The organism is Phyllobacterium sp. CCNWLW183, from assembly GCF_037203775.1.
Classification (GTDB): Bacteria; Pseudomonadota; Alphaproteobacteria; order Rhizobiales; family Rhizobiaceae; genus Phyllobacterium; species Phyllobacterium ifriqiyense.
In genome coordinates this window covers 94,174-108,595 of sequence record NZ_JBBCBN010000007.1, presented here as the reverse complement: position 1 = coordinate 108,595, position 14,422 = coordinate 94,174, and the positions used below count along the sequence as shown (strand labels likewise).

Below are 14,422 nucleotides of genomic sequence, written 5' to 3'. Positions count from 1 at the left end.
TTAGTGGTAAGCGTTCTTATCGAAACTTTGGGCTGAAATAGCCTGGGGCTCGCGCTTCATAGTTTCACTTATCAATGCAATCTGGAACGCCAAGGGTTGATGTGCACAGCGAAGTAGCTTTGATCTCGACAGTTGCCGTCAGCTTCGTGGCCGCAGCTATTTGCGGCTATCTGGCTGACAGATTATGGTTGCCGCCGCTGGTGGGCTATCTTTTCGCAGGCATTCTTCTGGGGCCTTTCACGCCCGGCTTTATTGCCGATAGCGGACTTGCGGGCCAACTTTCCGAAATGGGCGTCATACTGCTCATGTTCGGCGTGGGGTTGCACTTCTCCGCATCGGAGCTTCTGGCCGTCCGCAATATTGCTGTGCCGGGCGCGATCATCCAGATACTCCTTGCCAGTTTGTTGGGGATTGGCCTTAGTTCTTTTTTCGGATGGGGTATTGGTGCCGGGGTTGTTTTCGGGCTTAGCCTGTCCGTCGCGAGCACGGTCGTGCTTCTCAAAGCGCTGGAAGAGCGCAATCTCGTTAACAGCGCGAGCGGGCGCGTTGCAGTTGGTTGGCTGATTGTTGAAGATTTGGCCATGGTTCTGGCCCTGGTTCTGCTTCCTGCATTGGCTGAAGTTCTCGGTGCAACCGGCACGGGCATTAGTGGAACACAGCTTGCGCTTAACCTTGCAATTACGCTGCTGAAAGTTGCAGCCTTTGCGATAATGGCGGCCTATCTTGGCCCCAAGGTCGTGCCGTGGCTTCTTACGCTGATCGCACGTACGGGTTCGCGCGAATTGTTCACGCTTTCCGTGCTGGCAATCGCCTTGGGAATTGCGTTCGGTTCTGCCGAAGTTTTTGGTGTGTCATTTGCGTTGGGCGCCTTCTTTGCGGGCGTCGTCATGAGTGAGTCAAATCTGAGCCACAGGGCTGCTGCCGATTCACTGCCGCTCCAGAATGCTTTTTCGGTTCTGTTTTTCATATCAGTCGGGATGTTCTTTGATCCTTCCATTCTGTTGCGCGAACCATTGGCGGTCGTCGGAACTCTGCTGATCATTATCCTTGGAAAATCCGTTATCGCTTTGGGGATTGTGCTGGCTCTTCGTTATCCGATCGGCCTTGGCCTGACAGTTGCAGCAGGACTTGCCCAGATCGGCGAATTTTCCTTCATTCTTGCAGGGCTTGGCGTTTCGCTGAAGCTTCTTCCCAAGGAGGGGCAAGACCTCATTCTGGCGGGCGCGATCCTTTCGATTACTCTCAACCCGCTGATTTTTGCTGCCGCCGAAAGGCTTAAGAAGACCGCCCTGATCAAGTGGCCCATCTGGTGCGACCGGCATGGGAAAATGAAGCATGAGAAGCTGGAGCGCGAACTGGCCATTATAAGGGTCGCGGGTGAAGAGCGCGACAAGAAGCACCAGCAGGAGCTTAAGCAGCTTATTGAAACGTTCCCACTTTTCTCGCAGCTCGACAAGACATCGCGCGAAGAGTTGTTCTTGCTGTTCAGACCCAAATCAGCATCTCCCGGCGAGCGCGTCATTCGCGTCGGCGATCGTGGTGACGGCATGTATTTCATCGTTGCTGGTGCTGTGGAAGTCCGGCTGGACAGCGGTGATGTTCCGTTGAATGCCGGTGCATTTTTCGGCGAAATGGCGCTCTTGAGCGGCGGACGTCGCACTGCGGATGTCGTGGCGATCGATTTCTGTCAGTTTCTGGTCCTTGACCGCCGGGATTTCAATATTTTCGCCTCGCGATATCCGGGACTTCGCTCCGCCGTTACCACCATGGCAAGAGAGCGTACGGAGATGAATGTTTCACGCCAAAAAGCAGATGACTGACACAGCTTCGTTCTGGCTGCCTTGATATTACAACATTCCGCACCTAGTTTTTGGGGACATACGCAGGAGCTTACGACAATGAAAATTACAACCGAGACTTCATTCGCCTTATCCGCAATTGAATTATCGGTTGGTCATGTCAGCTCTTCTCATTCTGCAGAATGTTTCCCACACCACGGCTGAAGGCCGCGAACTCTTCAAATCCCTGGACCTCAGTCTTGAGCGTGGTTGTACCGGCCTTGTCGGGCGCAATGGTGTGGGCAAATCCACTCTTTTAAAACTCGTTGCGGGTGACTTTGCCCCGCAATCCGGCACGGTCAGTCGAACAGGCTCTCTTGGCCTTCTTGAACAATCTGTTCAAAACTCAGATTTCAGAACGGTTGTCGACGCGATGGGCGTTGCCGAAGCCTATCAAACGATATGGCGGATTATGGCTGGCAATGGCACGCCCGCCGACTTTGAGAAGGCGGACTGGACTCTCCAATCACGGTTGATCGAGGCATTGGCACAAGTGGGAATGCAGGAATGTGACCCGCTACGTGATCTGTCGACATTAAGTGGCGGACAAAGAACCAGAATTGCACTTGCCGCCCTGATCTTCAGCAAGCCTGATCTTATTCTGCTTGATGAGCCTACCAACAATCTTGATCGTGAGGGCAGGGAGGCCGTGACGGACTTTCTCCTCCATTGGAAAGGAGGGGCATTGGTTGTCAGCCACGACAGGCAGATACTCCGCCAGATGGACCGGATCGTCGAATTGTCCGGGCTTGGCGTAAAAACATATGGCGGCAATTGGGACGATTATAAAGAACAGAAAGGCCGGGAGGTAGAAGCAGCAGAACGCGAATTGATCGTTGCCGAACGCGATGCCGCGCTGCTCTCCCGCAAGATACAGATTGCTGCAGAGCGCAAGGCCAAAAAGGATTCTGCGGGAAAACGTTCACGCGGCAAAGCGGGCCTCAGCAAGCTCATTTTGGACGCACGTGAAGATCGCGCGGAGCAAAGCTCCGGACGTGGCAAGCAATTGGCAGACAGGCAGCGTCAAAAGGCTGAACAGAAACTGCAATCGGCCGTCTCGAACATTGAGCGCCTAAAGTCACTCTCCTTCGAGATCGGGGCATCCCGCACACCGGCTGGAAAAATTGTACTTGCGTTTGATGAGGTATTCGGTGGGCCGGACATGCAGGCTCCGATAATCAACGATCTCTCCTTTACAATAACTGGCTCCGAACGCATGGCCATTACAGGGCCCAATGGTTCAGGCAAAACCACTCTCCTTCGTCTCACAATGGGCGAGCTTCTTCCCAGAAGCGGAAGAATTCACCGCTCGGGGCCATTCGCCATGCTGGACCAGAGTGTCAGCCTGCTTGATCCTGCAAGCACGATTTTGGAAAATTTCAAACGCCTGAATCCCGACAGTACGGACAATGATTGCCGTGCTGCATTGGCACGGTTTCTCTTCCGGGCCGATAGTGCGCTACGGCTGGCCTCCTCCTTAAGCGGGGGAGAGATACTTCGCGCCGGGCTGGCTTGTGTGTTGGGCAGTAACGCACCTCCTGATCTGCTGATTCTCGATGAGCCTACAAATCATCTTGACTTTATGTCGGTTGAAGCAATCGAAACGGCACTGAACGCTTATGACGGTGCATTGCTTGTCGTTAGTCATGATGAAGACTTTCTGGCGGCAATTGGCATTGAAAAATGGCTAGCACTTTAGCCATTCGGCAATGCCGCGCCCTGCTGCGCGGCCCGTAGCCAAGCAAGCCGTGAGCAGATATCCTCCTGTCGGTGCTTCCCAATCAATCATTTCTCCGGCAGCGAAGAGACCGGGGATTGCTTTGAGCATGTAGTTTTCGCCAACACTGTCCCAACGAATACCGCCCGCGGAGGATATTGCCTCTGCTATCGGGCGGGGTCTTGAAACAGAGATAGGCAAATGCTTGATGAGCCGTGCGGTACTTTCAGGGTTTGTCAGATCGGTGTCGTCAGCGAAATGACGCAACAAAGCCAACTTCACGCCATCAATTCCCGCGCCCTTTCTCAGGCGGTTCGAAAAGCTTGATTTGCCGCCTTGCCGCGCCAGATCTTTGACCAAGCGTTCCAGCGTTCGGCCCGGCACAAGGTCCACCAGAAGCGCAGCTTCGCCCTGGGATGCCAGTCGCTCGCGCAGGTTCGCTGCATGCGCGTAGACGAGACTGCCCTCAATGCCGTGGCGGGTAATCACGAATTCGCCGGGAATTATACCGGCATCGGAAGTGGCTGTCACGGATTTGACGGGCGCACCGGCAAAACGTTCCCGGAACATGTCATCCCAAGCGACCTCAAAGCCGCAATTGGCCGGTTGAAAGCTAGCAACATTCACACCGGCATTTTGCAGCCATGGCAGCCAGCTGGCATCGGAGCCAAGACGCGGCCAGCTTGCACCACCAAGTGCAAGCAAAGCCGCATCCGGCTGCATCATTTTTTGACCATCCGGCGTATCAAACAGATAGTCTCTCCCAGAAAACCCGGTCCAGCGGTGGCGTGTACGAATTTTTACACCGTATGTTTCCAGCCGTTTTAACCACGCTCGCAGGAGAGGGGAAGCCTTCATCGCTGTTGGAAATACACGGCCGGATGTGCCAATGAAGGTTTCAACACCGAGCTCTTCTGCCCATGCTCGAACGGCCTGCGGACCAAAAGCGTCAAGCGCCGGGCGCAAACGATCTGACGCCGAACCAAAGCGCATCACAAATTGCCTATAGTCTTCCGCATGGGTGAGATTCAGCCCTGACTTTCCGGCCAGCAGAAACTTCCGGCTGAGCGTTGGCATGCTGTCATAGACAGTTATCGAATGACCGGAAAAAGACAGTTCCTCTGCTGCTGCCAGACCGGCGGGGCCACCCCCGATAATCGCGATCTCTTTTGGTTTCACACGCAGCCTGCTCGAGTTTGGAGAAATCAGGCGTCGAGTTCCTTTCGCCTGATGAGCTCGTCCCGTATCAGCTTCTTGGCAATTTTTCCATATGCGGACTTTGGCATTTCAGGCCAGAAAACAAGACGCTTGGGCAGTTTGTACCGCGCCATCTTGTTTCCAAGCCAATCGATAATGGCCGCGCCGTCGGGCGCCGCGCCAGCTTTTGCCACGCAGATCGCAAGCCCGACCTCGCCCCATACGGGATCGGGAATACCAATCACCGCTGCTTCGCTTATGTCCGGATGGGTGAGGATTTTTTCTTCGATCTCACGGGGATAAACATTGGAACCGCCCGAAATATACATGTCAGAGGCGCGGCCAGTGATGAAAAGAAAGCCTTCCTCGTCCAGATGACCGAGGTCGCCAGTCCGGAACCAGCCATTACGAAATGCTTTCTCATTGGCTTCGGGATTGTTGTAATAGCCCGCAAATACCGCCGGGCCTATGACGCAGATCTCGCCCGTTGCACCGGCGCTGACTTCGTTGCCATTATCATCCTGAATGGATATCTGCATTCCGGTGCGGGCAAATCCGCAAGTACCGATTTTTGCCTGCGCGTTGTCTTCTGCAAAATGATATGCGGGCGGTAAGACGGTGATGTTTCCCGTTACTTCCCCGAGGCCGAAATATTGGACAAGGACCGGCCCCAGCGTCTTGAGTGCGTGGATCTGGTCGGTGCGATACATTGGAGCGCCAGCATAAATCACATAACGCAACGATGAATGATCATAGGTTGCGACCGACTGGTTTTCGGTCAGAATCTTGAGGATCGTCGGAACGGTGAACATGTTGCTCACCTTCCATTCTTCCACCAGTCGCCAAGCTTCCGCCGCATCGAACTTTTCCGTAGGCAGCAAAATGGTTTTCGAGCCTCGCGCCACCTGCGTGAGCTGATGGATACCGGCACCATGAGACAGAGGAGCAACGACGAGCGAAGCGTCCTTATGTGTTGTTCCCGGCATCAGGTCGCAAAGGTGATTTGTGATGACAAAAGCCATTTGCCCATGGGTTAAAATGGCGGCCTTCGGTCTGCCGGTTGTGCCGGAGGTGAAGAAAAACCAGCAGGGGTCGTCGTGATTAACCAAAGCCATTTGCGTTGTCTGGCCGGAAAATGCGTCAACCAGATCATCATACTCATCGCCGAACTTGCTCGTGCCAATACTGACGATGAATTCCAGTTCGTTGCTTGAGGCGCGGCATGCAGCGGCATGGTCGGGAAAGGCGTTAGCGCATATCATGCCCTTTGCCCCACTGGCACTGGCAAGATAGGCTACTTCCTCCGGTGTTTGCCGGAAGTTTGCCGGTACCCATACGGCCCCAAGCCTGAAACAGGCAAACATTGATTCAAACATCTGGTTACAGTTTTGCGACTGGATGAGAATGCGATCGCCCCGCACAACGCCAAATTTGCTTTGCAAGGCTGTAGCCATCGCATTGACGCGCTGGTCAATCTGCGACCAGGTCCAGCTTTTATTTCCCCAGACAAACCCGATTTCTTTGGGAAACCGCCGCGCGGCCTCACTCAGGAAATTGGCAAGGTTCATCACCCGCTTGCTCATAGGCAAAATAGCCAGCCCCTCAGCCTGCGCCATTAATTTGCTCCCTCGACCTTTGTTCCCAGCCTTGCTGGATTGACAGGACGTTTTATCCGCCCATTCAAAGGTTGAAGATGGGCGAGCCGCGCCTCAATCTTCCTTGCCTCCACCTGCATAAGCGCGACAAGCTCGATCTGCCTGGCGGGCTGCATACGGCTATCGATGGCGGCAATGCTTAAAGCGCCCGCAGGACGCCCATCAGGATGGTGTATCGCAAGCCCGATTGCCCAGGAGTTTGCAAGGATTCGGCCCGGATTGAGCGCAAAGCCAGCTTCCCTGGTTGTCGCAACATCATCCCGGATTTGAGCGGGTCCCAGATTGGGGTATTCCGCTTGCAATACCGGATCGTTTGCTTCGAGTATGGCTTCGATTTCCTCGTCTGGCAAAGCTGATAAAATGGCCAAAGAACCGGCGCCTACGCCAAGCGGATGGCGATAGCCCGCTTGCAAGGCATGGGTGCGAATTTGGTATGTGCCTTCCTCGCGGTGCAGGCATACGGAGGACGTTTCCCGCTGAATTGAAAGGAAGCTTGTGTCTTCGGTCTTGGCGGAGAGCGTTGTCAGGCTGTCGCGGGAAATTTGGAGCAGGCCATAGCGGCGCGAAGCCAGTGTGCCAAGAATGTAAGCCTCCTCACCGAGAAAATAACGCCGGGTCATCTCGTCCTGCTCCAGCATGCCCGAACGCATCAATGCAAGCAGCAGGCGGCGTGTCGTCGGCTTGTTCAAGCCGCCTTGTTCAACAAGCTCGCTAAGGGTCGAGCCCTGGTCTCCAAAATAGCTGACGAGGCTTAGCAGACTAAGCGCCCTGTCTACGCTTTGTGCACCGCTAAGGCCGGATGTCGACGCGACACGCTGTTCCATCTTCCGTTTCCCAAAGGTCCATAATGTGGATCAAGATTCAATCTTATAAGACAATGCCATAAAAAGGATTGCAAGACCGCTTTGTTTGTTTATGATTTTCCAGGAACGAGGAGAGAGCGCATTCTATAATATGGATCGCAGTGTCGATATGGCAATGGAGGTTGCCCTATCCGGCAGGTTCGCAGAACTGCAAGAGATACCCGGGAGGAACTTCAATGAACAATTTTTCACGTCGCCAGATCTTGCTGGCTGCTGGCTCAACACTGGTTGCCAGTCCATTTATTATGAGACGCCCGGCCATGGCTGCTGAGTTCTCTTATAAATATGCCAATAACCTGCCTGTTTCTCATCCAATGAACATTCGAGCCAAAGAAGCCGCTGACAAAATCAGGGAAGAGACAGGCGGCCGGTTTGAACTGTCGATCTTTCCCTCAAGCCAGCTCGGTTCTGACACGGATACATTGAGCCAATTGCGTTCCGGTGCGGTCGAGTTCTTCACCCTGTCTGGACTTATTCTTTCGACCCTCGTGCCCGCCGCGTCAATCAACGGTATCGGTTTTGCCTTTCCCGATAGTGCAACGGTCTGGAAGGCCATGGACGGTGAACTTGGCGCCTATGTGCGTACGCAGATCGAGAAGTCCAATCTCTTTGCCATGGACAAAATCTGGGACAATGGTTTCCGCCATATCACATCAAGCACAAAGCCAATTGTAACGCCCGACGATCTCAAGAATTTCAAGATTCGCGTACCGGTCAGCCCTTTATGGACATCCATGTTCACGGCTTTCCAATCATCGCCAGCCAGCATTAACTTCAATGAAGTCTACTCATCGCTGCAGACAAAGGTGGTGGACGGGCAGGAAAATCCGCTCGCCATTATTTCGACTGCGAAGCTTTATGAAGTCCAGAAATACTGCTCCTTGACCAGCCATATGTGGGATGGATTCTGGTTTCTGTCGAACCGCCGCGCCTGGGAAGCGCTTCCGGACGATATCAAGGAAATTGTTTCCAAAAACATCAATGCTGCCGGTCTGGCCGAGCGCGACGATGTTGCCAAATTGACTGAGACCTTGCAGGCGGATCTCAAGTCCAAAAACCTCGAATTCAATACGCCCGATCCTGCTCCATTCCGTGAGGCATTGCGTAGCGCCGGATTCTATTCCGAGTGGAAGGGCAAATATGGCGATGAGGCTTGGGGACTTCTGGAAAAAGTCGTCGGACAGCTGGCCTGATTGAAGAGCCGCAGACGATGGCCGGAATCAAAATAACCGAAGGCGCGGTCGCTGCAGGCGAGGAGAGTATTCTATCTCCTGCACAACGCGGCGACCAATCTTTTCTCTCAAAATGTGACCGGCTTCTCGGCCATCTGGTCGAATATCCGGTGGCTGTCCTGGTGGTTGCCGAAGTGGTCATTCTCTTCGCAGGCATCGTTGCGCGTTATGTTTTGCATCGCCCTTTGATCTGGTCAGACGAGCTGGCGTCGATCCTGTTTCTTTGGCTTGCCATGCTCGGTGCAGTGGTAGCTTTCAGGCGCGGCGAGCATATGCGCATGACTGCGCTGGTTGGCATGATGAACCCGGCAAGGCGCGCATTTTTCGACGTGGTTGCGGTGGTCGGTGCGCTGGCGTTCCTTCTTTTGATCATTTACCCGGCCTATGATTATGCCCATGAAGAAACCTATATAACCACGCCTGCGCTGGAGATTGCCAATGCATGGCGGGCGGCGGCACTGCCGGTTGGTGCAGCCCTTATGATTGTTTCATCACTGATCAAGCTTTTTCAGGTTTCCAATCTGCGCAATGTCTTTACCGCCGTGGTTCTCATCGGTACTATTGCTTTGGTCTTGTGGCTGCTTGGTCCATCCTTGAAGACGCTTGGTAATCTTAATCTGCTGATATTCTTCGTCGGGATTGTCGCTGCGCTTGTATTGAGCGGTGTGCCGATTGCCTTCTCCTTTGGTTTGGCGACATTTGGCTATTTGTCTTTGACGACAAGTGTCCCGATGCTGGTTGTCGTAGGGCGCATGGACGAAGGCATGTCGCATCTCATTTTGCTCGCGGTTCCGCTCTTCGTTTTTTTGGGCGTGCTCATCGAAATGACCGGCATGGCGCGAGCCATGGTACAGTTTCTCGCCAGCCTGCTTGGGCACGTGCGGGGAGGACTATCCTATGTGCTCATCGGTGCCATGTATCTCGTCTCCGGCATTTCCGGTGCGAAAGCGGCTGATATGGCTGCTGTTGCGCCCGTTCTGTTCCCGGAAATGAAAGCGCGCGGCGCAAAACCGGGTGAGCTTGTTGCGCTTCTCTCCGCAACGGGAGCTCAAACCGAAACCGTACCGCCAAGTCTTGTGCTGATCACAATTGGCTCAGTGACTGGCGTTTCAATTGCCGCGTTGTTTACTGGGGGATTGCTGCCCGGGGTGGTGCTTGCCATCATGCTGTGCTTTGTCGTCCGGCACCGCTACCGCAATGAGGACCTTTCCCACGTAACCAAGGCAACTGGCAGCCAGATTGGCCGCGCATTCCTGATTGCGTTGCCGGCTCTGGCCTTGCCATTCATCATCCGCGCGGCTGTCGTGGAGGGCGTGGCGACGGCGACAGAAGTATCCACCATCGGCATTGTCTATGCTGTTCTGGCCGGCCTGCTGATTTACCGGCAGTTCGACTGGAAGCGCCTGAAGCCGATGCTCGTCGATACGGCGTCATTGTCAGGCGCGATCCTTCTTATCATCGGCGCGGCAACGGCCATGGCCTGGGCCTTGACGCAGTCAGGTTTCTCACGTGACCTCGCTGCAGTCATGAGCGCATTGCCCGGCGGTCCCATAACATTTCTGGCGGTTTCGATTGTCGCCTTCATCATCCTTGGCAGTGTGCTTGAAGGTATTCCTGCAATCGTCCTTTTCGGCCCGCTGCTGTTTCCCATTGCGCAACAGGTTGGCGTGCACGAGGTCCATTATGCAATGGTGGTTATTCTCGCCATGGGCATTGGCCTTTTCGCGCCGCCATTTGGTGTTGGCTATTATGCCGCTTGCGCCATTGGCCGCGTCAATCCGGATGAGGGCATGAGACCGATCTGGGGTTACCTTGCCGCGCTTGTGATCGGGACTATTCTGGTTGCAGCCATACCTTGGATTTCGACTGGATTTCTTTGATGGCAGACAGACTGAAAGACAAGATCGCAATTGTTTTTGGCGCGGGTTCATCAGGCGAGGGTTGGAGCAATGGCAAAGCCACGGCTCTGGCCTATGCCCGCGAGGGCGCCACGGTTTTATGTGCCGATTTGAGCTTTGATTCTGCGAAGGAAACGGCCGAAATCATTTCGGGCGAAGGGCTGGCGGGCATCGCAATTGCGGTTGATGTCACAGATACCAGTTCTATAAACGCAGTCGTCGATACAGCCATTCGGCAATATGGCAGGATTGATATCCTTCATAACAATGTCGGCGTGGTGACGGCAGGCGGTCCGGAAGAGCTCGGCGAAGAGGCTTTCCGGGCATCACTCGATATTAATGTTGGCTCGGTTTTCCGTACGGCAAAGGCTGTCCTGCCCCATATGATGGCGAGGAAATCCGGCGCGATCATCAATATCTCGTCATTGGCCGGGATCCGTTGGACTGGATATCCCTATTTCGCCTATTATACGGCCAAGGGCGCAGTCAATCAGGCTACAGTGGCACTCGCCATGCAATATGCAAAACATGGAATTCGGGCCAACTGCATAATGCCGGGACTGATAGATACGCCCCTGATCTATAAACAGATTTCAGGCAATTATGCTTCCGTTGAAGATATGGTCAATGAGAGAAACCGGCTTGTGCCCATGGGCCATATGGGAACGGCTTTTGACGTTGCCAATGCGGCGGTCTTTCTCGCATCCGACGAAGCACGGTTTATCACCGGCGTCTGCCTCCCCGTTGATGGCGGGCAAAGCTGTTCGGCGGTTGCGGGTGTCTGATCGCAGTCTGATACAACCGGGTCCGGTTGCAGCGCAGCGGTTCGAAAGCTTCGAGGGCAAGGGCCGTAAGTTAGAGTTCACTCTTGCCCCTGGCCTCAGCATCAACGACGCGATTGCGCGTCCATTGCTTGCAGAAAATATCCGGGCAGCGGCGCTGGTCATTGAGGATGGCTCATTTGCCCCGCTTCACTATCTGATGCCGGCTCTATCGACCGATGGTGTTCATGCGGCATGGTATAGCGGTCAATATTCGCCGATGGGTGAAACGCAACTCGAGCGCGGCAATGTCACCTTTGGCGAACGCGATTGCGCACCATTCATTCATTGTCACGCGATCTGGAACGAGGCGGATGGCAGTCGCAATGCGGGCCACATCCTTCCGCACGAGACAATTGTCAGTCAGCCGATCCGTGCCACGGCTTGGGCTGTTGATAGTATCGCAATGGTGTCCGAGCCTGACGAAGAGACCGGCTTTACGCTGTTTCATCCCGTACCGTTGGATGAACTGAAAACGGGCCAACAGGGGCCGCGCATGGTGTTTGCCCGTATTGCTCCTAATGAGGACATTATTGAATCCTTGGAAGCCATATGCCGCAAGCATGGCATCGAACATGCATTGGTTCGTGGCAGCGTTGGAAGTCTGATCGGTGCCCGCTATCTGGGTGGGAGCATTGTCGATGACATTGCCACGGAAGTGTTTGTTCTTGAGGGAATTGTGAGCGAGGGCGCCGCTGCGACCCGGCTGGAAATCGCAATGGTTGATACCCATGGAACCATTACGCGCGGCTTTCTGGAGCGTGGTGATAACCCTGTCTGCATCACATTTGAGCTATGCTTGGAAGAAATTGCCCGCCCGATGTGGTGAGGGCATGACCCTATAACGAAATTGCAATAAGTTTCGATGCTGCACCGGCAACTGGCTAGGCAACACCTATTGCTTACGCTGGATAAGGGGCGCACATTCTCCCTCCCGCTGTCTTACATAATAATAAATACGGGGACAGGACAGCTCGATCACCTAAGGAGGAATAGTGTGAACAACGTTCTTAAAAGCATGATCTTTGGAGCCTTGGTTCTGGCAACATCCACCGCCGCTCAGGCTGGCACAACGCTTGACCGCGTTATGGAAAAGAAGGCTATGGTCGTCGCTACCAACAGCAGCTGGCCGCCACAGAGCTATCTTGACGATAACAATGAAATGGTCGGTTTCGATATCGATATGGCCAAAGAAATCGGTAAGCGTCTTGGTGTGGAAGTCTCGTTTCAGACGCCGGATTGGGCAACTTTGACCGGCGGACGCTGGCAGGGACGCTATGATGTCGGCGTGGGTTCAGTGACGCCAACCAAAGCGCGTGCGCAGGTTATCGATTTCGCATCGGTCTATTATTACAGCCCCTATGTTTATGTGGTGCACAAGGACAGCAAGGCCAAGTCCGTCGATGATCTGAACGGCAAGGTAATCGGCGTTGAGACCGCGACGACTTCGGAAGACTTTATCCGCCGCCAACTGGAGATCGACGCGCCAGGATTGCCACCTGTCGAATACAAGATCGAACCTGGCGAAATTCGCACTTTTGCCGATTCCATGCTGCCATTTGACGATTTGCGCCTCGGTGACGGCGTGCGTCTTGATGCTGTCATTGCGCCGGAACAGACAGCGCAGAACGCAGTGAAGAACGGCTATCCCGTCCGGATTCTTGAAGGTGGCTATGCTTTCCGCGAACCACTCGTGGTTATTGCAGAAAAAGGTGATCCGGAATGGACTGCAAAGGTTGGCGAAATCATCACCGCCATGCGCGCTGACGGTACACTCGCGACCCTGACGACCAAATGGTACGGCAAGGATTATAGCGCCAACTAAGGCTGCGTAAGCTGCGCGCCGCCGAAAGGCGGCGTTGCCCCTCTGCTTCTTCGAGCAATGAGAATCCAATGAACTATATCGATACTTTTTATCGACGCACCATCGCCGATGATAAATCCTTTTCTGCCTTGTCCGGAACTGTCGAGTGCGACACCTGCATTATCGGCGGGGGGCTGGCTGGTCTGACGACCGCGCTGCAACTCGCCCGCGCGGGGCAGGCCGTTGTCGTTCTTGAAGCACAACGTATCGGGTGGGGTGCATCGGGCCGGAACGGCGGCTTCGTCAGTCCGGGTTTTGCCAATGATGGAGAAGCGATCGCACGGGCGACAGGTGTCGAAAATGCAAAGAAATTGCATGCGCTTTCCATTGAAGGTGTGCGGTTTGTTCGCGACACCATCAACGAATTGAATGTTGCATCCGCTGCGCCCGTTAATGGGATCATGAGTGTCCTGCGCTATAGCGACGAACAGGCGATGAAGCAGCGAGCCGAATATCTCCACCGGACCTTCGACTATCCAGTTGAATATATGAGTCGGGAACAGGTGCAGGCGAAACTCCGCTCGGAGCGATATTTTCAGGCGTTGCGGGACCCACAGGCCTTCCACATGCATCCCCTCAATTACCTGCGCGCCCTGGCACGGGAAATCGAGCGCCTGGGAGGCAGAATCTTTGAATCCAGTACTGCAAGCTCAACTGAATTTTCCAAGCCGGAGAAGGTTGTCAGCACTGATATGGGTAAGGTTAAAGCGCGAAATGTCGTCATCACGACCGGCGGCTATACATCCGGGCTGATCGGCAAGCTCAAGCGCAGTTATCTTCCCATTGCCACCTATGTCATGCTGTCCGAAGAGGCACCGGACCTGATCCGGACAGCTATCCAGACGACAGATGCAGTTGGCGATAATCGCAGAGCAGGGGACTATTACCGCGTTGTCGAAGGCGGCAAACGCCTGCTCTGGGGTGGGCGCATCACGACCAGAGCGGCATCCTCTGCCGCCGTTGCTGCGGAGCTCCGTAGGGAAATGGTCGGCACCTATCCGCAACTTGCCGAACTGAAAACCGAAATATCCTGGTCGGGCCTGATGTCATATGCACGTCATTTGATGCCCCAGATCGGTCAGTTGCAACAGGGCGTCTGGTACTGCACCGCCTTTGGCGGCCATGGGCTGAATACCACTGCCATGGGCGGCAAGGTGATTGCGGAAGCAGTGCTTGGACAATCGGAGCGTTACAGGCTTTTCCAGCCATTTGGCCTTGTTTGGGCCGGTGGACTGGCAGGGCTTTCCGTTGCGCAGCTGACCTATTGGAAACTGCAGGCACAGGATTGGTGGCGGGAACGTCACGCGTAAAATTACTGTTTTTGAATTGGGGGAATT

11 protein-coding genes are annotated in these 14,422 nt (G+C 54.5%); 8 read left to right on the top strand and 3 right to left on the bottom strand.

The features are described from left to right. The first annotated feature begins 101 nt into the window (after window positions 1-101). Window positions 102-1,820 (top strand): cation:proton antiporter domain-containing protein, encoded by a 1,719-nt coding sequence (locus V9K95_RS16485; protein ID WP_336441470.1) that lies wholly within the window; start codon window positions 102-104, stop codon window positions 1,818-1,820. 136 nt (window positions 1,821-1,956) lie between these two features. Then, window positions 1,957-3,537: an ABC-F family ATP-binding cassette domain-containing protein gene (locus tag V9K95_RS16480; RefSeq protein WP_336441471.1), complete on the top strand. Its 1,581-nt coding sequence runs from the start codon at window positions 1,957-1,959 to the stop codon at window positions 3,535-3,537. On the opposite strand, the gene V9K95_RS16475 is transcribed toward V9K95_RS16480, so the two are convergent. Genes V9K95_RS16475 through V9K95_RS16465 form a run of 3 tightly spaced genes read right to left on the bottom strand, consistent with a single transcriptional unit; the run spans window position 3,526 to window position 7,231 of the window. Beyond that, the gene (locus V9K95_RS16475; protein ID WP_336441472.1) at window positions 3,526-4,734 is read right to left on the bottom strand and encodes a TIGR03862 family flavoprotein; all 1,209 of its coding nucleotides are present in this window, start codon (window positions 4,732-4,734) and stop codon (window positions 3,526-3,528) included. The genes V9K95_RS16480 and V9K95_RS16475 overlap by 12 nt on opposite strands. A 26-nt stretch (window positions 4,735-4,760) precedes the next feature. Beyond that, window positions 4,761-6,368 (bottom strand): acyl-CoA synthetase, encoded by a 1,608-nt coding sequence (locus V9K95_RS16470; protein ID WP_336441473.1) that lies wholly within the window; start codon window positions 6,366-6,368, stop codon window positions 4,761-4,763. Next, window positions 6,368-7,231, bottom strand: coding sequence for an IclR family transcriptional regulator (locus tag V9K95_RS16465; protein ID WP_115055028.1), 864 nt, complete (start codon window positions 7,229-7,231; stop codon window positions 6,368-6,370). The genes V9K95_RS16470 and V9K95_RS16465 overlap by 1 nt, the downstream gene beginning before the upstream one ends. Before the next feature lie 215 nt (window positions 7,232-7,446). On the opposite strand from V9K95_RS16465, the gene V9K95_RS16460 reads away from it, so the two are divergent. From V9K95_RS16460 to V9K95_RS16435, 6 genes are all read left to right on the top strand, one after another. After that, a complete protein-coding gene (locus V9K95_RS16460) occupies window positions 7,447-8,463 on the top strand; it encodes a TRAP transporter substrate-binding protein (protein ID WP_115055029.1) in 1,017 nt (338 codons plus the stop codon). Window positions 8,464-8,480: 17 nt separating this feature from the next. Continuing rightward, a complete protein-coding gene (locus V9K95_RS16455) occupies window positions 8,481-10,382 on the top strand; it encodes a TRAP transporter large permease (protein WP_336441474.1) in 1,902 nt (633 codons plus the stop codon). Continuing rightward, window positions 10,382-11,185 (top strand): SDR family NAD(P)-dependent oxidoreductase, encoded by an 804-nt coding sequence (locus V9K95_RS16450; protein ID WP_307277404.1) that lies wholly within the window; start codon window positions 10,382-10,384, stop codon window positions 11,183-11,185. The genes V9K95_RS16455 and V9K95_RS16450 overlap by 1 nt, the downstream gene beginning before the upstream one ends. Then, a complete protein-coding gene (locus tag V9K95_RS16445; RefSeq protein WP_336441475.1) occupies window positions 11,178-12,050 on the top strand; it encodes a PCC domain-containing protein in 873 nt (290 codons plus the stop codon). Before V9K95_RS16450 ends, V9K95_RS16445 begins: the two co-directional genes overlap by 8 nt. Before the next feature lie 189 nt (window positions 12,051-12,239). Next, window positions 12,240-13,046: a transporter substrate-binding domain-containing protein gene (locus V9K95_RS16440; RefSeq protein WP_115055033.1), complete on the top strand. Its 807-nt coding sequence runs from the start codon at window positions 12,240-12,242 to the stop codon at window positions 13,044-13,046. A 68-nt stretch (window positions 13,047-13,114) separates the two neighbouring features. After that, entirely contained in the window at window positions 13,115-14,395 is a 1,281-nt protein-coding gene (locus tag V9K95_RS16435) for an NAD(P)/FAD-dependent oxidoreductase (RefSeq protein ID WP_336441476.1), read from the top strand. Window positions 14,396-14,422 lie beyond the last annotated feature (27 nt).